Source organism: Ensifer oleiphilus (genome assembly GCF_013371465.1).
In the GTDB taxonomy this organism is placed as follows: Bacteria; Pseudomonadota; Alphaproteobacteria; order Rhizobiales; family Rhizobiaceae; genus Ensifer; species Ensifer oleiphilus.
In genome coordinates this window covers 38,977-60,489 of record NZ_JABWDU010000011.1, presented here as the reverse complement: position 1 = coordinate 60,489, position 21,513 = coordinate 38,977, and the positions used below count along the sequence as shown (strand labels likewise).

Annotated in this window: 19 protein-coding genes and 1 pseudogene; 11 read left to right on the top strand and 9 right to left on the bottom strand. The window is 59.1% G+C overall.

Annotated features, from left to right (window positions below; genetic code table 11):
• Entirely contained in the window at window positions 1–1,419 is a 1,419-nt protein-coding gene (locus HT585_RS28665; protein WP_176356193.1) for a cytochrome ubiquinol oxidase subunit I, read from the bottom strand.
• Between the two features lie 76 nt (window positions 1,420–1,495).
• Window positions 1,496–2,121 (bottom strand): annotated as a pseudogene (locus tag HT585_RS28660) (peroxiredoxin).
• 391 nt (window positions 2,122–2,512) lie between these two features.
• Between HT585_RS28660 and HT585_RS28655 the strand changes: the two are divergent.
• The 8 genes from HT585_RS28655 (at window position 2,513) to HT585_RS28620 (ending at window position 9,313) form a co-directional block, all read left to right on the top strand.
• Window positions 2,513–2,725 carry a YgaP family membrane protein gene (locus HT585_RS28655; protein ID WP_176356192.1) on the top strand — a complete coding sequence of 71 codons (213 nt, stop codon included), beginning with the start codon at window positions 2,513–2,515 and terminating at the stop codon, window positions 2,723–2,725.
• Between the two features lie 5 nt (window positions 2,726–2,730).
• Window positions 2,731–3,162 (top strand): YeeE/YedE family protein, encoded by a 432-nt coding sequence (locus HT585_RS28650; RefSeq protein ID WP_176356191.1) that lies wholly within the window; start codon window positions 2,731–2,733, stop codon window positions 3,160–3,162.
• A 3-nt stretch (window positions 3,163–3,165) separates the two neighbouring features.
• The gene (locus tag HT585_RS28645; protein WP_176356190.1) at window positions 3,166–3,615 is read left to right on the top strand and encodes a DUF6691 family protein; all 450 of its coding nucleotides are present in this window, start codon (window positions 3,166–3,168) and stop codon (window positions 3,613–3,615) included.
• A 44-nt stretch (window positions 3,616–3,659) separates the two neighbouring features.
• Window positions 3,660–4,523, top strand: coding sequence for an MBL fold metallo-hydrolase (locus tag HT585_RS28640; RefSeq protein WP_210270617.1), 864 nt, complete (start codon window positions 3,660–3,662; stop codon window positions 4,521–4,523).
• A 23-nt stretch (window positions 4,524–4,546) separates the two neighbouring features.
• A complete protein-coding gene (locus tag HT585_RS28635) occupies window positions 4,547–6,220 on the top strand; it encodes a bifunctional protein tyrosine phosphatase family protein/NAD(P)/FAD-dependent oxidoreductase (protein WP_176356188.1) in 1,674 nt (557 codons plus the stop codon).
• Window positions 6,221–6,289: 69 nt separating this feature from the next.
• Window positions 6,290–8,050 carry a SulP family inorganic anion transporter gene (locus HT585_RS28630; protein WP_176356187.1) on the top strand — a complete coding sequence of 587 codons (1,761 nt, stop codon included), beginning with the start codon at window positions 6,290–6,292 and terminating at the stop codon, window positions 8,048–8,050.
• A gap of 398 nt (window positions 8,051–8,448) precedes the next feature.
• Window positions 8,449–8,892, top strand: a complete 444-nt coding sequence (locus HT585_RS28625) for a Spy/CpxP family protein refolding chaperone (protein ID WP_246707993.1) — start codon at window positions 8,449–8,451, stop codon at window positions 8,890–8,892.
• Window positions 8,893–8,926: 34 nt separating this feature from the next.
• A complete protein-coding gene (locus HT585_RS28620; RefSeq protein WP_176356283.1) occupies window positions 8,927–9,313 on the top strand; it encodes a DUF302 domain-containing protein in 387 nt (128 codons plus the stop codon).
• Window positions 9,314–10,062: 749 nt separating this feature from the next.
• Here HT585_RS28620 and HT585_RS28615 read toward each other — a convergent pair.
• From HT585_RS28615 to HT585_RS28600, 3 genes are all read right to left on the bottom strand, one after another.
• On the bottom strand, window positions 10,063–10,329 hold the full coding sequence (locus tag HT585_RS28615) for a DUF1488 family protein (RefSeq protein WP_176356185.1): 267 nt from the start codon (window positions 10,327–10,329) through the stop codon (window positions 10,063–10,065).
• A 571-nt stretch (window positions 10,330–10,900) separates the two neighbouring features.
• Window positions 10,901–12,211 (bottom strand): glucoamylase family protein, encoded by a 1,311-nt coding sequence (locus tag HT585_RS28610; protein ID WP_176356184.1) that lies wholly within the window; start codon window positions 12,209–12,211, stop codon window positions 10,901–10,903.
• 385 nt (window positions 12,212–12,596) lie between these two features.
• Complete coding sequence (locus tag HT585_RS28600; protein WP_176356183.1) at window positions 12,597–15,203, bottom strand: cation-translocating P-type ATPase; 2,607 nt, start codon at window positions 15,201–15,203, stop codon at window positions 12,597–12,599.
• A gap of 487 nt (window positions 15,204–15,690) precedes the next feature.
• On the opposite strand from HT585_RS28600, the gene HT585_RS28595 reads away from it, so the two are divergent.
• On the top strand, window positions 15,691–16,455 hold the full coding sequence (locus HT585_RS28595) for a Crp/Fnr family transcriptional regulator (RefSeq protein WP_176356182.1): 765 nt from the start codon (window positions 15,691–15,693) through the stop codon (window positions 16,453–16,455).
• Here HT585_RS28595 and HT585_RS28590 read toward each other — a convergent pair.
• Complete coding sequence (locus HT585_RS28590) at window positions 16,431–17,213, bottom strand: amino acid kinase family protein (protein WP_425513796.1); 783 nt, start codon at window positions 17,211–17,213, stop codon at window positions 16,431–16,433. The genes HT585_RS28595 and HT585_RS28590 overlap by 25 nt on opposite strands.
• A 165-nt stretch (window positions 17,214–17,378) precedes the next feature.
• Complete coding sequence (locus HT585_RS28585; RefSeq protein ID WP_343214109.1) at window positions 17,379–17,843, bottom strand: Rossmann-fold NAD(P)-binding domain-containing protein; 465 nt, start codon at window positions 17,841–17,843, stop codon at window positions 17,379–17,381.
• Between the two features lie 23 nt (window positions 17,844–17,866).
• Between HT585_RS28585 and pyrF the strand changes: the two genes are divergently transcribed.
• Together pyrF and HT585_RS28575 are read left to right on the top strand one after the other, a co-directional pair.
• Window positions 17,867–18,619, top strand: coding sequence for an orotidine-5'-phosphate decarboxylase (gene pyrF, locus HT585_RS28580; RefSeq protein WP_176356181.1), 753 nt, complete (start codon window positions 17,867–17,869; stop codon window positions 18,617–18,619).
• 91 nt (window positions 18,620–18,710) lie between these two features.
• Window positions 18,711–18,899 carry a hypothetical protein gene (locus HT585_RS28575; RefSeq protein ID WP_176356180.1) on the top strand — a complete coding sequence of 63 codons (189 nt, stop codon included), beginning with the start codon at window positions 18,711–18,713 and terminating at the stop codon, window positions 18,897–18,899.
• A gap of 123 nt (window positions 18,900–19,022) precedes the next feature.
• Here HT585_RS28575 and HT585_RS28570 read toward each other — a convergent pair whose 3' ends face one another.
• Window positions 19,023–19,151, bottom strand: coding sequence for a type II toxin-antitoxin system RelE/ParE family toxin (locus HT585_RS28570; protein ID WP_210270608.1), 129 nt, complete (start codon window positions 19,149–19,151; stop codon window positions 19,023–19,025).
• A 114-nt stretch (window positions 19,152–19,265) separates the two neighbouring features.
• On the bottom strand, window positions 19,266–21,044 hold the full coding sequence (locus tag HT585_RS28565; protein ID WP_176356179.1) for a chloride channel protein: 1,779 nt from the start codon (window positions 21,042–21,044) through the stop codon (window positions 19,266–19,268).
• Between the last annotated feature and the right edge of the window lie 469 nt (window positions 21,045–21,513).

Below are 21,513 nucleotides of genomic sequence, written 5' to 3'. Positions count from 1 at the left end.
CTATTCTCCTTGCGTAGGATGCGGGGCGGTCGGATTGGCGGCGATGGGTGTGATACCGGCTGTGCGCGTGGGGCCGATCTCATCGATATCGATGCGGTCTCGCGGGCGTTTGCTCATCAGGCGCAGGACGTAGAATGTCCCTGAACCGAACACCAGGAAGTAGACCACAATAAAGGCCATGAGCGAGATGCCGACAGCTTCGGCCTGCAACGGCGCTGCGCTCTCTCCCGTACGCAACAGTCCGTAGACTGTAAAAGGCTGTCGCCCCACCTCGGTGGTTATCCAACCGCAAAGGACGGCTTGAAACCCAAACGGTCCCATCAGTACGGCAGCACGGTGCAGCCACGGCATGTCAAACAACTGCCCTTTCCACCGCCCCCAAGCAGACCATAGGCCGATCCCCAACATGGCAAAGCCGATGGCAACCATGATGCGAAAAGTCCAGAAAATCATCGCGGATTTGGGGCGTTCGTCTGCAGGAAAGGCATCCAGGCCCTTGATCGGCGTATCGAGGCTATGCGTCAGGATGAGAGATCCGAGCAGCGGTATCTCCAACGTGTAGCGCGTCACGCCTGCTGCATCGTCGGGGAGGCCAAAAAGGATCAACGGCGCCCGGCCCTCGGGGAAACTCTCGTAGTGGCCTTCCATCGCAGCGATCTTGGCCGGCTGGTATTCCAGTGTGTTAACGCCATGCATGTCACCGGCGATGATCTGGACCGGCGTGACGATCAACGCCATCCACATAGCCATCGAGAACATAATCGCCGCACCCCGGCTTTCGGAGCTGCGCAGCAGGTGCCATGCACCGACCGCGCCAACCACGAAGGCGGTCGTCAGATAGGCCGCCAAAACCATATGCACCAGGCGATAGGGAAAGGATGGATTGAAGATGATCGCCCACCAGTCCTCGGGAATGAACTGGCCGACGTCGTTGATCGAGTAACCCTGCGGAGTCTGCATCCAGCTGTTGACGCTGAGGATCCAGAAGGCGGAGAACAGCGTGCCGATGGCAACGATGGCCGTGGCTACCATATGCAGTTTTTCGCCGACCCGTTCTCGCCCGAAAAGCATGATGCCGAGGAAACCGGCTTCGAGGAAGAACGCCGATAGGACCTCATAGCCCATCAGCGGCCCGAGAACGGGACCGGTCTTATCGGAAAACACCGACCAATTGGTTCCGAACTGGTAGGACATCACGATGCCCGATACCACTCCCATGCCAAAGACGACCGCGAAGATCGTTTTCCAATAATCGAAGAGCCGGAGATAGACCTCGTCCCTGCGCCACAGCCAAAGGCCGTTCAGCACCGCAAGAAAACTCGCCAGGCCGATAGAGAAGGCCGGAAAAATGATGTGAGCCGAGATGGTGAAGGCGAACTGGAATCTGGCCAGGTCGATTGCGGAGATGTCGCCGAACATGAGTGAAACCTCGGATCAAGATTGGGTTGCCGCTGTCAGATGAGCAACCGGCGCAGGGTGGCCTTGCGTTAGCTGCTCAAAGTGTTGTGGTTCGTAAATAAGAGCGCACTTCCGTCCAACCTTGCGGAAACAGCGTCTTGGCTTCGGCGTTGTTAATCGAGGTCGGGATGATGACGGTGCCACCCGGCAACCAGTTGGCCGGTGTGGCAATCCGGCTCGCATCGCCGGTTTGCAAAGCGTCAATCAAGCGCAGGATCTCGTCGAAGTTGCGTCCGACGCTCATCGGATAGGTCATGGTCAGGCGATTTTTTTGCTTGGGTCGATGATGAAAACTGACCGGACGGCGGCCGTCTCGCTTTGGTTCGCATGGATCATATCGTAAAGTCGTGCAACGGTTCTTTCTGGATCGGCGACGATCGGAAAGTTCACCTCCGTGCTCTGCGTGTCGTTGATGTCCTTGATCCAGGTCAGATGGTCTTCGACTCGGTCCGTGGATAAACCAAGCGGTTTGACGTGACGCTTGGCGAACTCTTCAGTGAGTTGCGCGGTGCGACCGATTTCAGTGGTGCAAACCGGAGTGAAGTCACCAGGATGGCTAAAAAAGAACACCCAGTCGTTTCCGATCCACTCGTGAAAACTGATCTGTCCAGTCGTGGTGTCGGCGGTGAAATGGGGCGCGACGTCCCCAATATGAATGCTCACGAGGTGTTCTCTTGTCAGGGCCACACCCGACTGGGCGACGGCTACAGGTTACAAGCATCGCGCTCGCAGATGCTGATCGAGATCAGTGTCCCGGCGATTCAATCGGTCAATTTGCAAAGGTGCTTCGCGCGACCCGCGCACCTGCAAAATCCTTGGCGCCTGTCAGGAACACAGGAACATTCTACTGTTCGGTAAGACCAGTCTGGCCCAGACACCCCAATCGGGCTGGCCCGCGCCGAGACGAAAGACGCATCCACGCTGATCCAAGTTGGTGTCGAATGGAGCGCAGCATGTCATACCCGTCCGAGCATTTTAGCATCATGAGAGACTGTCACCATGCGCCGAGGTCCGGTGGCCTGGAACATTGAGCACTGAAACGAGGAGTACGGCAATGACAATCAATGTGGGAACTGTGGACCGGGTCGTGCGTCTGGTCGTGGGCGTTGCCCTGATCGCCGCTGCCTTGTTCAGCAGCATGACTATCTTTGATGCCGTCGCGGTAAAGTATGGCGCGATAGCCTTAGGGCTTGTTCTGACGGCTACCGGGCTGATGCGGACCTGTCCCATGTATTCCATCCTCGGCATCCAGACCTGCAAGGTATGACCGTCATGGAAACCGCATTCACGCCGTGGCAGTCCATGGGGGGAGGGGCCCTTATCGGTCTCGCCACTGTCCTTTTGATGCTGACCCTTGGACGCATAATGGGAGCAACGGGGATACTTTCGGGTGTTCTCTTGCCTTCCGCGCCTTCTGACCGGACCTGGCGACTGGCCATACTTCTGGGAATGGTCAGCGGCCCGGTTGTTATCCTGGCGCTGACGGGCCAGATGCCGGACGTGGATGTTCCGGTGTCACTGCCCATGCTCCTTCTGGGCGGATTCATCGTCGGCGTTGGCGTCACCTTCGCGTCCGGATGCACCTCGGGGCATGGGATCTGTGGGATGGCCCGCTTGTCGCGCCGGTCCATTGCCGCAACTGCGACATTCATGATTTCAACCGGGCTGACCGTCTTTGTCGTCCGACATGTGCTGGGGGTCTGATCAATGCGTCTTGTTGCCAGCTATCTCATTGGTCTGATCTTCGGCGTCGGAATCTCAATATCCGGCATGGCCAACCCGGCCAAGGTTCTGAACTTCTTCGATCTCACAGGCACCTGGGATCCCAGCCTGATTTTTGTCATGGGCGGTGCGTTGATAGTGACGTTCATCGGCTACCGGCTCGTGCTGCGCAAGCCGGCCCCGCTCCTTGAGGAGCGGTTCCAGTTGCCCACCGCCACGCGCCTCGATGCCCGACTTCTTGGCGGATCGGCACTCTTCGGCATTGGCTGGGGCATTGCCGGCTTCTGCCCTGGCGGGGCGCTCCCCGCCCTTGGCACGGGTCGTATTGAAGTGTTCGCATTCGTCGCAGCACTCCTGTTGGGGATCTTCGCCGCCAGGGGGCTGATGGCACTTGACAATGCTCGTGCCTCGCGTGCTGCACCCGGTGCCCAATAACACCTCATGAACAGGAGATTTCCGTGACAAATTATCCGATCGACATGTCCGTAAAGCCTGAAGTCGAAGCCTTTTTCGACCCCAGCACCAATACGATAAGCTACGTGGTCAAGGATCCCAATTCGTCCTCCTGTGCCGTGATCGACAGCGTGATGGACATCGACTACGCCGCCGGGCGGATCTCCTATGACCACGCAGACCGGATGATCGCCCATATCCTCAAGCATGAACTGATGCTGGAATGGATCATCGAGACCCATGTCCACGCGGATCACCTGTCTGCGGCCCCTTACATCCAGGGCAAGCTGGGCGGCAAGATCGCCATCGGCGACAAGATCCTGGTGGTGCAGGATGTCTTTGGCAAGATCTTCAACGAAGGCACCGAGTTTCAACGGGACGGCAGTCAGTTCGACGCGCTGCTTAAGGACGGTGACACCTATCGGATTGGCGGCATGACCGCTGTGGCGATTTATACCCCCGGACACACTCCCGCGTGCATGGTGCATGTAATGGGCAATGCGGCTTTTGTCGGCGACACCCTTTTCATGCCTGATGGCGGCTCGGCCCGTGCCGATTTCCCCGGCGGGGATGCCGCGACGCTCTATGACAGCATCCAGAAGGTGCTCTCCTTGCCGGACGAGATGCGCCTTTTCATGTGCCACGACTACGGCCCCAATGGCCGGGACATTCAGTGGGAGACCACCGTTGGTGCGGAAAAAGCCCACAATATCCACGTCGGGGCCGGAAAGACCAAAGACGAATTTGTCAGGTTCCGCACCGAACGCGATGCCACCCTATCGATGCCGAGACTAATCATACCGTCGTTGCAGGTGAACATGCGCGCAGGCGAGATGCCGACGGACAAGGATGGCCGGCCGATGCTGAAAGTGCCGGTCAACGGCCTTTAAACGTCGCGAACAGGGAGGTCCCAATGGAACCCAAAGAAATCTCGGCGAAACTATCGGTCAGTCCGCAGATCACTCCGGAAGACGTGGCGAAGGCCCATGACCTCGGGTTTCGCGCCATAATCTGCAATCGGCCCGATGGCGAAGGCCCAGACCAGCCGAGCTATGCCGAAATCGAAGCCGCTGCGACGAACGTGGGGATTGAGACGCGCTATATCCCCGTTGCCGGAGGCATGGTCGCCGATACCGATACCCAAGCTTTCGCAACGGCGTTGCGCACCCTTCCGGGGCCGGTTCTCGCCTACTGCCGCACCGGCACGCGGTCGGCCACGCTCTGGTCGCTCGCCGAGGCGGGTTCGCGCCCCCTCCCCGAAATCCTCGGCGCGACCAAGGCTGCAGGCTATGACATGGGCGGCGTTGTGCGTCGCATCGCAAATGGCGGCAAGACCCCGACGGACAAGGCCGATGCCAGCTACGACATCGTGATCGTTGGCGCCGGCGCTGCCGGCATCGCTGTCGCGGCAAGTCTCATGTCTCGCAGGCCGGTGTTGCAGATCGCCATCATTGATCCGGCCGATGTGCATTACTACCAGCCGGGATGGACGATGGTTGGCGCGGGCGTCTTTAAGCCTGAAAAGACCGTGCGTACTATGGGTTCGGTGATCCCGAAGGGCGTGCACTGGATCAAGGCGGCCGTGGCGGCTTTTGAACCCAAGACGAACAGCGTCATCCTTGATGGGTGTCGGGTCGTGGGCTACAGGCGGCTGATTGTGGTTCCCGGCCTCAAGCTCGACTGGAACAGGGTCGAGGGACTTGTCCAGACGCTGGGGCGCAACGGCGTGACCTCGAACTATCGCTACGACCTTGCCCCCTACACATGGGAACTGGTGCAGGGCCTGAAATCCGGCCGCGCTCTGTTCACCCAGCCGCCCATGCCGATCAAATGCGCAGGCGCACCGCAAAAAGCACTTTATCTGTCGGGCGATGCCTGGCACCGCTCCGGCGCCCTGAAGAACATTGACATACAGTTCATGAACGCGGGCGGCGTGTTGTTCGGGATCAAGGAATATGTTCCCGCATTGATGGAGTACGTGCAGAAATATGACGCATCGCTGAACTTTTTTCACAACCTTGTCGCGGTGGACGGTCCGGCGAAAAAAGCATGGTTCGACGTGGCCAAGCCCGATACGCCAAGGGAACGGATCGAGGTCGAGTTTGACATGATGCACGTCTGCCCATCCCAGACCGCGCCCGATTTCATCCGTGTTTCTCCGCTCGCCGACTCTGCAGGCTGGGTTGATGTGGATCAGGCAACCTTGCGCCACAAGACATTTGACAACATCTGGTCGCTTGGCGATGTCATGAACGCCCCCAATGCCAAGACGGCGGCGGCGGCGCGCATGCAGGCTCCGGTGGTGGCCGAGAACATCATTGCCGATATCGGCGGCAAATCGGCGGCGGCGCAATACAACGGCTACGGCTCGTGCCCGCTGACGGTGGAGAAGGGAAAGGTCGTGCTGGCCGAATTCGGCTATGGCGGCAAACTGCTTCCCAGCTTCCCCAGGTTCCTGATCGACGGTACAAAGCCCAGCCGCGCCGCATGGCTCCTGAAAGAGATGATACTGCCGCCGATCTACTGGCGAGGGATGTTGCGCGGCCATGAGTGGTTGGCAAAACCTGAGAAGATCACCGCAGCCTGATCCGTATGTTCATCAATTAAGACCAGCGGTTCTTCTCGCGGCCGGTCAACCACCGCAGGGTCCAACAGCATGACGTTCAAAACGCTTTCCGCCTACATGCCGATTCTTCGTTGGGGTCGGACCTACGATCGTCAGGCGTTTTCTGGCGATCTTCTCGCGGCGGTCATTGTTACGATCATGCTGATCCCGCAATCTCTGGCCTACGCCATGCTTGCGGGTCTGCCACCCGAGGCGGGGCTTTACGCATCGATTGCGCCGATCATCCTTTATGCGATCTTCGGCACCAGTCGGGCGTTGGCGGTTGGGCCGGTGGCCGTGGTGTCGCTCATGACCGCCGCTGCCATCAGCACGATCGCCGATCAGGGCAGCATGGGATATGCCATCGCGGCCCTGACTCTGGCGGGACTATCCGGCGTGATGCTGCTGACGCTGGGACTGTTCAAGCTCGGCTTTCTCGCGAACTTCCTGTCGCATCCTGTGATCGCGGGGTTCATCACGGCAAGCGGCATCCTGATCGCAGCCAGCCAGATCAAGCATGTTCTCGGCATCAGCGCAAGCGGTGACACGCTTCCTGAACTGCTCGGATCAATTGTCGAAAACCTCGGCGAGACAAACTTGGTCACGCTGGCCATTGGCCTGCTTGCAACCGCCTTTCTGTTCTGGGTGCGTAAGGGGTTCAAGCCGTTGTTGCGTCGTCTCGGCCTGGGTCCTCGTCCGGCGGACATGGTCGCAAAGGCAGGGCCGGTCTTCGCCGTTGTTTTGACCACGTTGGCAGTTTGGGGATTTCGGTTGGACGCGCAGGGCGTCAGCATCGTCGGCGCGGTTCCTCAAGGGTTGCCGCCGCTGACGCTGCCTTCGTTCTCACCCGATCTGATCGGCCTGCTTGTTCTGCCTGCGTTCCTTATCTCGATCATCGGATTTGTGGAATCGATTTCGGTCGCACAGACCCTGGCCGCCAAGAAACGCCAGCGAATTGATCCGGATCAAGAGCTCATCGGTCTGGGCGCGGCCAACATCGGTGCGGCTTTCACCGGGGGTTACCCTGTGACCGGCGGGTTTGCGCGGTCGGTGGTGAATTTCGATGCAGGCGCTGAAACGCCCGCCGCAGGGGCATTCACTGCCATCGGGCTCGGTATCGCAGCCCTGGCTTTGACGCCGCTGATTTACTTTCTGCCCATTGCCACCCTGTCGGCGACCATCATCGTGGCCGTCCTGAGTCTTGTCGACTTCTCAATCCTGAAGCGGAGCTGGTCTTACTCCAAGCCCGACTTCATCGCTGTTGCGGCAACCATGCTCTTCACGCTCGGAATGGGGGTTGAGACAGGCGTTTCTGCGGGGGTAATTCTCTCCATTGGGCTGCACCTCTATCGAACGTCGCGCCCGCATATCGCCGAAGTCGGCCTGGTTCCCGGAACACAGCATTTCCGCAACATCCACCGCCACAAGGTTTTGACCGATCCCGGCCTACTGACGATCCGCATTGACGAGAGCCTCTATTTCGCAAATGCGCGGTTTCTGGAGGACTACGTCTATGATCGCCTCGCGGCCGAAGGCTCGATTCACGATGTGATTCTGATGTGCTCGGCGATCAACGAGATTGACCTCAGCGCGCTTGAAAGCCTTGAGGCTATCAATCATCGGCTCGGCGAGATGGGTGTCACACTGCACCTGTCAGAATTGAAAGGACCAGTTATGGATGGGCTGAAGAAATCCACTTTCCTCGAAGCGCTGACCGGACAGGTGTTCCTGTCGCAATACGACGCCTGGGTGAGGTTGGTGTCACAATCAAGTGATGTCTGGCCCCGTCCAGTCGCAGTACCAAGCGGTTAAGCGCAGATGTGTTCCACTACGGCGGGACTGTTCCGGCCGGAAAAATAGGCGCGTTCCGGCAGGGTCCTCAGGGATGGCGGGGGATCGGTCTGTGCCTGATGCCCGCGAGCTTGCGGGTAGCGCCGCTCAACTTTGATGGGAAACACGTTAGCGCTGCATTCCGTTGGATTGGTAGCGGTTGATCGGCCGACGTGACGCGTCATTGCGCGATTTGCATCTGCCAGGCTGATCGAGATCAGCTCCATCTCGCTCCAATTGGCCCAATATCCAGGGGCAGCACCCCAGTGTGGAGGTGCGAAAGGATATTCGCCATGTCACGGTTCTCCATATCTGCAGCAGTCTTGGTCTTGCTCGGAGCATCCTTCACCTCACCATCCTACGCTCAGCCCCAAGGAGGCATGATGGGAATGATGGGTGGCGGGTGCCCAACCGTTGGCATGATGGGTCACGGTCGGATGGGCCAGGGCTTCCAGGGCGATGGCGGTTGGTTTGGCGGCGCAATGGGACGCCAGCCGAAGATGGGTGCAATGACCGAGGGCCGAACAGCCTATCTCAAGGGCGAACTGAACATAACTTCGAAGCAACAGGCGGCCTGGGACGCCTACGCGTCTGCGGTTTCCGGACGCGTCGAACTCATGCAGGGTTTGCATGAGGGCATGATCGAGACAATGAAGAAGGGTACTGCGACGGAGCGCATGGACTCTCGGATTTCAGGCATGGAGGCGATGCTGGAGTCCTTGAAAGCGATGAAGCCGGTAACCGAAGGTCTCTACGCCGTGTTGACCGATGAGCAAAAGGTCGTCGCTGACGATCTGATCGGCGGCGATTGTGGTGCTTTTTGACCTGCCGACAGCGAGGCGCACTCAGGAGATTTCGATGAGCTATTACTTCAGCAGGACCATCGCGCTGCCTATGGATAAGGCGATTGAGCACGTCACTGCGGCTCTTGCGGCAAAAGGGTTCGGCGTTCTCACGACGATCGACGTCGCGGCGACGTTGAAGAAGAAGTTGGACGTGGAGTTTCCTCCGTACGTGATCCTCGGTGCCTGCAATCCGGATTTCGCTTACAAGGCTCTGCAGCGCGAGCGTCGGATCGGCACGATGCTGCCGTGCAACGTCATCCTGCAGCAGGTCGATGCAAGCCATATCGAAGTCTCTGCCGTCGATCCTGTCGCCTCGATGCAGGCAGTGAACAATCCGGACCTCGTCTCCCTCGCGGGGGAAGTGCAAGACCAGCTAAAGCAGGCGTTGGCAGGACTTTGATGGAAAGGTTCATATCTGGCGTTGATCTCCCTGCAACTCCTTCTTAGCCATTGATGTACTAAAAAGAAGCTGAAAGAACAACGGTTCGAATCTCTTCAGGGCGAGGGAGGGCATGCGTCTAGGAAGACGATTTCCGGCCGTTGATAGGCCCACGTCGCATCCGAGAATTCGTTATGCGAAAAACCCTGAGCGCTTCGCTTTTCTTGCCCCGTTGTTCTCACTCAGAGCCAGCTGCTCACGCAAATGCCGGCAATCTTCGATTGGTGTGTCCATTGTGGCGTGAAATCGCCATTGTGAAACGACCCAGCGGCAGCGTAGTCTCGGCTGGCCCAGAGTACTGAAGGTCGTGCACGGTGACGTTGCTCGTGGGCACGGTTTCTCCTTTCCGCTGTGTATAACGCAGTGGATAACCTGTGGACTGATTATCAGATTGTCAACGTCGGTACCGTTTTTGTTCTTTTCGTGTTCTCGTTGCGCCGAGAGTCAAGATAGACCGCAGACCTGACCGATGATGGGCCGATCAAGGCCATCAAGAAAAAATGGCGGCGACAATGACGAGCTCGAACCGACGGCTACGCATCGCTTTGTGTAAACCTCGGCAGCTTCGCGCGGTAGGGCGAACCGCCTTTCATGCTCCGCCCCACTGGCCGGCTCTGGCCGACATCATGTCGCGTCGCCGCTGTTAGCCATTGGGGTCCGCGGGGATCAATGAGCGGCTGATTGCCGTGTGACGTCGCGGCGTTCACGATTTACCTGAAGTTCGATACACCCAACACAATAGCGCCTTGCGGGTTGGAGTTGTACGCGCGCGTCGCAGCGTCCACGATTATTGGCCGCATCTTGTCAAAGGCTTCAAGATATTCTCGTTCTCCCGGGGTTATCAAAGATAATCCCCTGGCGAGAACATCCAGGGTAACGAAACACTTGACCTCAAACATCCCATCGTATCCGGCAAAGCGAACGCGCCTGTGGGTTTCGTCATAACTGCGGGCATTATTGGGAAATGAGAGAGTCATGACGTACTTTCGGTTGGAGCAACATGGAAGTGCTGAAGGCGGAGGAGCACCCTCCTGTTTCGGGCATCGCTCGAGTGCATGTTCGTTCCTTCGGCCGGCCATGGAACAGTATGCGCCTACCTCTGGGAATCCTTAAACATTTCCATCGTGGTCGCAGCCAGATCCTTCCGAACCGTTCAATCCCGTGCAGCTTTTACGACTACCTCCATCTTTGAATCCATCAAGAGCCGCAGATTCCGGATTAACGCTTCCAGACAGAAACCGTCACAAAGTGGAAATCACCGCCTGAAACCCTTTTTAGGGGGAACAAATTACTTCCCTGGCAACTACCGGACGCGGAGCGCGTCATTGTCAGGCAAGGGATGGATCAGCCGTATGTCTCGGTTCTTGCATGGCTCCCGCAGATGGTCATCAGTGCCGCGTGCCTAAGCCACAGCGGTCCCGATCGAGTTGGCGACTGCGCAGACTGCCCGCCGTTGCGGCGCAATACGATGGGGCCCTTCGCCAACTGCCTACACATTTTTTTGCTCCGCCGAAATATCGCCTTCAACAATCTGAATCCGCAACAGCGTCACAGCCAACCGCCCTTGAATCCCGCACGCCGCAGTCCTGTGACCACGTAAGGGCACGCGCGCATCAGCCGCCACAGTAAATCCGATCTGTAATTCTCACACATCAGTACCACAGGACCGAGGTTGATGCCGAAGTGATAGGGCGACGTCCAGCCAGCGTCGGCATCTGCTTCGTTCTGAAAGGTCAGATTGAAGCTGCACCGAAAGCAGTACTCGCCGGCAACTTGCGGATAGACTTCCTGAAAATGAACAATCGTCGGCACCACGATCTCGGGGGCGAACGGCAGCGACGCCACCACGGCCCACGGCGCGACCGTCCCGTCATCAGGGCCGTACGGTACGCCGCGCGCGACATAGTCGAAGAAGGCGCGTTCGATGCCCTGGACACGGCGGGTCGTCCATCCGGGTCCGTCGCTCGCGGTCAAGCCCCAGAAATTTTCTCCGTAGCCCACAAATTCAAGCGGATTGCGGATCGCGTACTCTAGCTGGACATAGGTGGCGCGGCGGCTGTTCTCGAAATAGTCGATCCCTTTGTCTCGCGTGAACGCATCTTGGATTCCCCGGAAGTCTATCCAGATGTGCGAGTACTGGTGGATGAAGAACGGGCCGCCATAGATGAATTCATAGCCGTAGATTTCCTTCCACTGGTAGGTCGAGGTCCACGCCAAGTAGCTCTCCTCAGCCAGGGGATGGGTTGGCGAGCCCAAGCCGAGGACGTAAAGAAGAGCAGCCTCGTCGTAGCCTTCCCAGCGGTAGGGTAGAAACCCGGCCTCGGGTGTCCAGCCGTGGCTCAGCGTCGCGGCGCCGTCGCACGCCCATTGCCAGTCCGCCCGCCGGTAGAGTGCGTCGGCGAGCGACCGTATCTCCTGCTCGTCTTCGCTGTTCCGATCGAAATACGCCGCGGCGGCGAGCATGCCGGCCAGCAGGAAGCCGGAATCGACGGTTGATAGCTCGCACAAGCCTGCGCGCCGTCCGGTGGTCATGTCGAGAAAGTGATAGTAGAAGCCTCTGTGTCCAGTCATGTCAGCGTCTGTTCCCTGCGGGCTGGTCCAGAAGAACCGCAACGCCGCAAGGGTTCGACCCACCGCCTTGGTGCGGGTGATCCATGCGCGCTCGACGCCGACGGGATAGGCCGCGAGCGCGAAACCGACCGCCGCAATGCTCGCAGGGGCGCCCGATTGCGATTTGTCAGCCACAAGGCCATTCGCGGGATTGGTTTGGTGAAGGAAGTAGTCAAAGGCGTGACGCTGCAACGCATCCAGCCGCCCTTCTCCAAAATCTGGTGGGCTAGCGTTCGGTTGGCGCTTCAAGATGTTCCCTCCGTTTGCGAACCCCGACAGACCGCGTTCTTCCCTTTTACAGCCCTATGATGCGGTTGACTTCTCGATATGCCCGCCGAACTCAAATCGCATAGAGGACGTAAGCCTGTCGGCAAACTCCGCCTCGGCGCGCGAGCGGAAAAGCGAGTAAAGTGCCGTGCTAAGAGCCTGACCGAAAAGGGGAGTTGAGTGAAATCAGCCAGTCGTGATTCTGTTTGTTTGCTTAGGAACGAACGGAGACCACAATGGGCTGGACTGATTTCACCCGTCCGCAATATGCCCGACGCGCAGTACGGTATGGGCGGCGCGGGCGGGCCTATATCGTCCCGCCCAACTTTCCTCGCAGTGGGCTGTTCGAAATTACCCCAGTCAATCCTCATTGCGCCACTTTGCTTTCAATCGCCAGGCCCGTCTTTTGTTCTCGAGCTTGCAGTACCAGGCGCCAGAACGGTTTTAGCCCCTCCAGCGCCAGCAGCACACCGATACCGGCCAATGGCGGCACGGCGAGCCAGATGCCATGCAACACGCCGAAGCCGAACAATTCGCGCGCCGGGGCCCAGAACAGCGCCAGTGCGAGCAGCCCAGCCACAACGGGCAGCACTGCGGCCAGCGCTTTGTTCGGCCGCAAGAGCGCCGACAGGATCGAGTTTGAGTTGGAACGGTCAATCAGGATCAAGGCGACGACGCCAAGCACCAGCGTGGCAAATGCCAGCCCGCGCACCTGATCGGGGTCGAGCCCATAACCCGGTGCGAACCACGCGGCAGATCCCGCTGCGCCGAGCACCATCAGGCCCTGAAGAAGGCTCCAGACGACTGTCGGCCAGGAAAACAGTGGCTCGTCGATCCTGCGCGGCGGGCGGCGCATGACACCCTCTTCCTCCTTCTCGGCCTCGAAGACCAGCGCGCAAACGGGGTCAATGACCATCTCCAGAAAGGCGATGTGCACCGGGCCGAAGAGCAGCGGCATGCCGAAGAGCAGTGGCATCAGCGCAAGGCCGGCAATCGGAACATGCACGGCCAGAATGAAGCTTATCGCCTTGCGCAGGTTGTCGTAGATGCGACGGCCCAGACGCACCGTCGTCACGATGGAGCCGAAATCGTCATCCAAAAGGACGATGGAGGCGGCCTCGCGCGCCACATCGGTGCCACGCTCGCCCATTGCGACGCCTATATCGGCAGCCTTGAGGCTCGGCGCATCGTTCACGCCGTCGCCGGTCATTGCAACGACGGCACCCTTGGCCTTTAGCGCATTGACGATGCGCAGTTTCTGTTCGGGCAGGATGCGCGCAAAGATATTGACGGTCGTGACCGCCTTTGTGAGATCGTCATCCGCCATTGCCGTCAGATCGTCCCCGGTCAAGACGGTATCGCCCGGCAGTCCCGCTGCATTGGCGATGGCGCGCGCGGTGACCGGATGATCCCATGTGATCATAATGACCCGGATGCCCGCTGCATGGCACTCGGCCACCGCGGCAGGAACGGAGGCGCGCAAGGGATCCGCAAGCCCGACCAACCCCACAAAGGCAAAGGTGAACTCACGCTGCGTCTCAGGCAGCGCGCATTCTGCTTGCCAGGATGCTTCAGCCACGGCCAGCACCCGCAGACCATCGCGGGCCATCACCTCGACCTGGGCGGCGATAGCGTTGCGCTGGTCCGACTGCAGCTTGCAAAGTTCCGCTATCGCTTCGGGCGCACCCTTGGCAGCGATAATCCGGCCATCCGCAACCTGCCAGACTTGCGACATCGCCAGAAGATCGGGGGACAGGGGATAGCTGTGAACCAGCAATTTCCCCACACCTGGCAAGGCATCGCCCGCCCGCAGATCGGCTGCGGCCAGCGCATGAAATGCTTTCTCCATCGGATCAAACGGTTCCGGGGCGGAGGCCAGGACCCCTATCGCAGCCAGGTGTTGAAACGCCGGCGGCAAAGATACGTTTGCCGCAATCGGGTGAACGGTGCCATCGGCCAATCGAAATGCTGCGATCGTCATGCGGTTTTCGGTGAGCGTACCGGTCTTGTCGGTACAAAGCACACTTGCGGCCCCAAGTGTCTCGATGGCAGAGGCGCGGCGGGTCAGCACCCGCCGCCTGGAAATCCGCCAGGCGCCCATCGCCATGAAGACCGCAAGCACCATGGGAAACTCTTCCGGCAGCATGGCCATTCCGACGGCGATCCCCGCCAGGACGGCATCGAGCCAGCCGCCGCGCAAGAGCGCGTAAAGCACGACGACAATGACGCTCACAGCGATGCCGATCCCTGCTGTGGCGAGGACCAGCATATGCATCTGGCGCTGAAGATGCGGTGTTTCGGGTTCGATCTGGCTCAGGCTTTTGCCGATCCGGCCAATCTCGCTCGCCGCGCCGATGGCAGTGACCTGCGCGAGCGCCGATCCTCGCACGATCAGCGTGCCGGAAAAGACCTGCGGCAGATCATGGCCACCCGGTCGGACATTGGCCTGGGCGGCACCCGCCTTTTTGCGCACGGCCTCTGCCTCTCCCGTCAACAGGGATTCGTCGGCGGAAAGGTCGGTTGCCTCGATCAACAAGGCATCTGCGGGCACCCGGTCGCCTTCCGACAGCACGATCAGATCGCCGCGCACCACGTCTCGGCCCGCAATGCGCTGACGTGCTCCGTCGCGGATCACCAGTGCGCGTGGGCTGGAGAGATCCCGCAAGGCTTCCAGCACGCGGCCGGTTCGAGCCTCTTGTGCTGCGGTAATGGCGATCGACATGCAGGCAAAGGCAAGCAGGATCAGCGCTTCTGCTTGGCTACCCAGCAGGAGATAAACAACGCCGCCCGCCAGAAGCAACGCCAACATCGGTTCGCGCAACACATCCAGCACGATGCGCAGAACCGATCGGCGCTTTGCCGTGGCCAGTTCATTGATCCCCTCGGCGGCAAGGCGGGTGCGCGCCTCGTCGTCGGTGAGACCGCTATGCATCGGCGTTTCAGGGACTGGCGCGGTCGGGCTCGTTGTATCCATGGACCTCATCTATCAGGGCTTGATTTTGCGATTGGGACAATTCGGCCCTCCCGGATAGCTGGGGAGGTTGGACGAGCCAACTGTGGACACGATCACTCGCAGCCATGGAGGTTGATACAGTGGTTGCGGGCTCACGACCTGCGGATTGAGTTTCCACCGGCGATGATGCGATTGATTAGCGTTGCAACGGCTGTGTGCATTTCAACGTCCTCCGTTGCGCCTTTTGCATTCTCATGCGAGGCCGCCGCGTCTTGGAGAATGCCAACGATCTCGCGTTCAGGGAGCACCTTGGCATCGTTGAGCGCGAGAAGCAGAGCCTCGCAAATCGAAAGCGCTGCAATTCCGGAATGGGTGGCATGATCAGACATTTTGAGATGGCCCTTCTTGACCTAAGCGCGCCCTAACGATTTCCAGGCGGCACATCAGGCAACTTTTCAGACTATCGGGCGTTATGTGCTGATCGACATCAGTTGCTGGTCAGATTTCCATGCTAGGCGTCTGGCTTGCTCCGAAGATTGGTCAGCGTTTGGAAAAGACACCACTTGTTCGAAAACTAGGTGCTTTCGTTGCCTTGTCAGGCACCGAACTCTCCGTCCTGGATGCGCTGCACAAACGTCGGCGCACGTTTGTTGCGGGGCGCGATCTTGTTCATCAGGGGCAATTGGATCAGGCTGCCTACATTCTCATTTCTGGTTGGGCCTGTTCCTACAAAATCCTTGAGGATGGGCAGCGACAGATCGTCGATTTCCAGATACCCGGTGACTTTCTGGGGCTGCGCAGTGTTTTGTTGCACATGTCGGACCACAGTATCGAGCCGATCACTGATATCGAGGTGACGGAGGTTACCGTGGCCGACCTGCTGGATGCGTTTTCGCAAACTCCCAGGCTGGCAACTGCAGTCTTTTGGGCCGCATCGCGTGATGAGGCGATGGTGGTCGAACATTTGATTGACATTGGACGTCGAGCCGCAGCGGAGCGCATGGCGCATTTTCTGCTGGAACTGGGCGCCCGACTTTCGCTCGTGGGCTTGGGCAGCAAGGCTGGCTTTGCCTGCCCCCTATCACAATATCTTCTGGCTGATGCACTTGGGCTGAGCGCCGTCCACGTCAACCGGGTGCTGCGAACGCTGCGGGAATCGGGAATGGTCACATTCCGCGATGGGTTCGTCACTTTCGATTCCTATAGTCGGCTTACGGAGTTTGCCGAGTTTGACCCAGTCTATCTCGATCACACCGGGCCGCTTCTCAGATAGGCGGAACTGGTTGTGTCCTGCATGACGCGCGTCCCGGCACGTCCCTCAAGGATGGCGCGGGCATCACTCAGCCGGCCAATGCCAGCGAACCTGCCGCTCTTCCTGGCGAAATCGGACGCGGCGGCAACCTTCGGACCCATAGAGCCCGGCGCCAGATCAAGACCGTCAAGTGCGTCCGCTGTCGTCGCGCCGAGCGCGCGTTGGTCGGGGCCGCCATAATCTTCAAAAACGGCGGTCACATCGGTTAGCAACAGAAGTGCGTCCGCCTTGAGCTCCAGGGCCAGCAGGGCTGCCGTCCGATCCTTGTCAATCACCGCTTCGACGCCCTGCATGTCGCCATTCGAATTTTGAACAACCGGAACGCCGCCGCCCCCGGCGCAGATCACCGTCTGGCCCGCACCAAGCAGGACCTTGATGGCGTCGAGCCCTATTATTCTCTGCGGCAAGGGTGAGGGGACCGCGCGGCGAAGTCCGCCGGACACTTCGGTGACGAGTGTCCAGCCGTGTTCTTTCTGCGCTTGCGCGGCCTCTTCCGGCGAATAGAAAGGACCGATGGGCTTGCTCGGTGCGTTGAAGGCAGGATCAGCCGGGTCCACTTCGACCCGGCTCAGCAGGGTGGCGCAGTGTGAGCCATCCGGCAGCGCGTTCATCAGTTCCTGTTCGATCAGATAGCCGATCATGCCTTCGGTTTCCGCGCCCAGCACATCCAATGGCCAGGGTTTGGCCGGGTCATAGGCCGCACCCTGAAGGGCCAGCAACCCAACCTGTGGGCCATTGCCATGGGCAACACGATCTGGTGGTCTCGCGCCAGATCGGCCAGCGCAACCGCCGCAATTTTCACATTGGCAATCTGTGCGGCAGCCGTCATCGGTTCGTGACGACGGAGAAGGGCGTTCCCGCCCAAGGCGACGACGACGAGCATCTCAAGACCCCATCGTTGCCACGAGGACGGCCTTGATCGTATGCATCCGGTTCTCCGCCTGATCAAAGACGACCGAAGCGCGGGATTCGAAGACGTCCTCGGTCACCTCCATGCAGTCGATGCCGAATTTCTGGAAAGTAGCTTCGCCGACTTCGGTGTCGCGATTGTGGAAGGCCGGCAGGCAGTGCATGAATTTGGCGTAAGGGTTGCCGGTTTTCTCCATCATGGCTTTGTTGACCTGATAGGGCGACAAAAGCGCAATCCGCTCTTCCCAGACCTCATCTGGCTCGCCCATGGACACCCAAACATCGGTATAGACGAAGTCGGCGCCCTCAAGCCCTTCCGCGTGTTTCTCTGTCAGGGTGATACGAGCGCCTGTGGTTTCAGCGATCGACCTGCATTGCGTGACAAGGTCCGGATCGGGCCAGCAGCTTTGCGGCGCGCAAAGACGAATATCCATGCCCATCAGGGCGCCGCCGACCATCAGGGATGCTGGATGCCGTCGAGGGACATGTCGGATTCGTAAAGTTCCAGGCTGCATATTTCGAAGCTGGCGGGCTCGCCGGTCTAAAGGCGCTTTCGGCTGGAATGAAAAGGGCAAAGGCGGCCGGCATCGGCGTCATTCTGGACGCCAAACGGGGAGATATAGGTGCAACGGCCACCGCATACGCTCGTGCCTATCTGACACCTCTCGCAGATGGTGGAAGCGGCGATTTCGAGGCCGACTGCTTGACCATTAACCCGCTAATGGGCCCCGATACGCTGGATCCTTTCGTTGAATGTGCGACCCGTTTCGGAAAAGGATTGTTCGTGCTGTGCCGAACATCCAATCCAGGCGCAGGCTGGATCCAGGACAAGATGGCAGGGAACAGACTGATTTCGGATCGTGTGGCGGATTTGATCGGGAGCTTTTCACCTCCCCATACTGCCACCCTATCTCCCATTGGTGCAGTGATCGGAGCAACTGTTCCCAATGAAGGTAGGCGTCTGAGGCATCTTCTGCCACGTTCAATCATACTTGCGCCTGGCCTCGGCGCTCAGGGAGGTGATGTCGCAAGTATACATTCACTACGCGGTATCCGCCCTGGCGATTTGCTGGTGCCTGTATCACGAGGGTTGACGCGGGTCGAAGACCGAACTGTGTCGCCCGACACCTATCGCGAAATGATCGTGGAAAGTACCAATCAGTTCAAGGCCGCGATAGCCTACGACTATGCAGGAAGCCAACACGCATTGGGATGATGCCGGAAATCATATGTCGAGGCATGTCGCCTACCGTATATCTGTGCCCCTTTAATGTTCAGGGGGCAGCCAGTTCAAGGATGTCCGGATCGTGACCATTGACGAGCTGTTCGGAAAGCTGTTGCTGCTTCGCGAAATGCTGGCAGGCGAACGCTACGTGTCGCCGCCCGGCGATCCATTGTTCGAGGTCGAAGCGGATGACGAGGGCGACGATTTTTACTTCGACGAGGAAGAACCAGTTTCCACACAGCTGTCACGGGTGGGGCAACCCTTCGGATAAGGCCCTTGAAGGCTACGCATTAATCCTGCTGAGCCGTCCCGCCTCTTGGGCATAGCCGGACAGGGGCAAATCGTTCGTTGGTGCTGGGCCAGTCCGTGCTTGCCTTCATTGGTAGTCAACTATTTAAACGTCTTCGATACCAGCATCAGTCGATACGAAGCATATGCGCCACTGATCATTGATCCGGATCGAATGTTGGCCTTCTCTATTCTCCTTACGGGCTTCTAACCGACTACCCGGAGGAGAACGCAAGCCCTCAAGAGCTGCAATGCTGTTTCAGGATTGTCAATTTCCGGACGCCAATCTCACGATAACTGAAGGAAAGCCTTTTGGTGCTCTGCCGCAGCACGAAAGTTGCCGTCAGCACTACAGCTCGCCGGTAGCTTCCCGCCTGTTCCTGTCGAGTTCTTCGCTGTAGCGTCTCAGCGTGTGGCTTTCCGTCAGGAGGCCGATCACATTCTGGCCGATCAAGTCACTGACGACGGCAAGGGCTTCGCTTTCTGTTTCGTCGAAGAGCGCCGCCGCTTGCCTGGCGTTCATGTTGGGCAAGAGGATGTCGTTGCTATGCCTGGCAAAGCTGCGGATCGGCGCGACTTCGTTCTCTCCCTCGACGAGGTTTCCGTGCACGTCGGGCACGAGGACAATGCCGGCGTATTTTCCGGTCTCCTCAACTAGGATCACGCGCTGCGTTGAACCGATGGGGAACTCGGCCCGAAAGCCCTTCACGGACATGTCAGCGTGCACGGTGCGCACATCCGCTCGCATCATCTTATCGACTGTCAGGTTTCGGATCCAGCCGATGTCGTGCGCGCTTCGGATCGTCTCGCCGCGCAGATGGAACCGCCATGTCGCGAAGGAATAGCCGAACAGCGTGCGCACGATGAATGACGCAGTAATGACCGAGGCGAGGACGAGGGCCGTCATCGGGAAGTCGCCGGTGACTTCCAATGCAAGAAAGGTCATGGTCAGCGGACCGCCGATGATAGAAACGGCGAGTGAACTCATGCCCACGACCGCGTAGCTCGCCGGCTCCAACGTGGTATGGCCGAGATAGGGCGCTGCAAAAGAGAAGAGCTTGCCGAGCAAAGCGCCCATAAACAGAGAGGCGAAGAAGAGGCCGCCGCGGAATCCTGAGCCGATCGAGATGGCCGATGCCATCGCCTTTAGCAGGAAGAGGCCGAGTACGCCCAGGACCGGGACATCGTTTTCCAAATTAATGTGAAGTGCGCCATGCCCGCCTGATAGGACCTGCGGACTGACCATGGCGAGCAGTCCGACGATTATTCCGCCGATGGCCGGGCGCAAATAGCCAGGAATCAAGCTCTTGCGCGCTATCTCCTCGATGAAGGCGACACCCTGCATGAGGAGGATGCCTACGCCACCGCAGATTACGCCGAGGACGAGTGCAGGAACGTAATCGGCCGGAAGGATGCTACCGACGCTGCCTACGTCTATGCCTGCGTCGCTCGCCGCCAGCAGCCGCGCAACGAGGTTGGCTACTAGCGCCGATACGACAACCGGGGTAAGCGATATGATTGTGTAGGCTCCGATGATCAGTTCAAAGGCATAGAAGGCGCCTGTTAGGGGCGCATTGAAAGCGGCCGCGATGGCCCCCGCCGCGCCGCATCCGACGAGAATGCGCATGTCCGAGCGACGCAGCTTCAATTTGCTGCCGAACTTGGAGGCAATGCCCGAGGCGACCTGAGTGTAACCAGCCTCCAGACCGACCGAGGCACCGAAGCCATTGGAAAGGAGGTTCTGCGCAGCAACGATTAAGCTGTCTGTCAGCGATAGCCGGCCGCCATGCAGCGCATTGGCCTCAATGGGGTCTACCAGCGGTCGTTTGCGCCATCGCGAAAGCCCGAAGAGTAACAGGCCAAGAAGGACACCCCCGACAATCGGTGCGACGAAAATCAGAGCCTTTTCATCGACGGCCGCACCGCTCAGCCGCTCGCCGGGTTCCAGCCGAAAGATCACGGCGTGCATAGTGTGAGCGATGAAGGTCATGGTAGAAACGCAAAGCCCTGCCGCAACGCCTACGAGAGCGCCAGCGAACAATAGGCCGAACTCGCTGCGGCGCGGGAGCCTGCGCATCAACTCGATACTGACGAACCGATAGAGGACGGAAGGGCGCAACCTGCGCATGCGCTTCAATGTGCTGGTAAAAGGAGGGTTAGCTTGTGTCATTTTTGGTTGTTGAACGAATAGCGGGCGTGCTCATCCCTTGATGAAGACGTGTCCCAGCATTCTGGTCTACTTAAATGGCATTGCCTTTCAAAGGCCTTTCTGTTGTAGGCCTGAAATTCATAAGAGACGGTCCACCCGTCGTCAGTGTTCGAGACGATGTCAAGGGCAGCACCGAGCCGACGCTGGCGAGGTCCGGTCGCGAGGGTTTGCATGACCTGTTGTTAATCTGGAATTGCGTCTGAAGGACTTCGCCTGGCAGAGATCCTGGGCCAACCTGCAATCGGCGCGTCGTCGTTGCGCAGACACGTCAGGATCCTGCGTGCACGCTCTGAATACTGCACATTTGAGGTCCCTGAGCCGGATCGCATCCGCGGCGTACTCATCGCAAGCTTGCTCAATAGATTGTTCGCTTCACTGATCTTCGTAG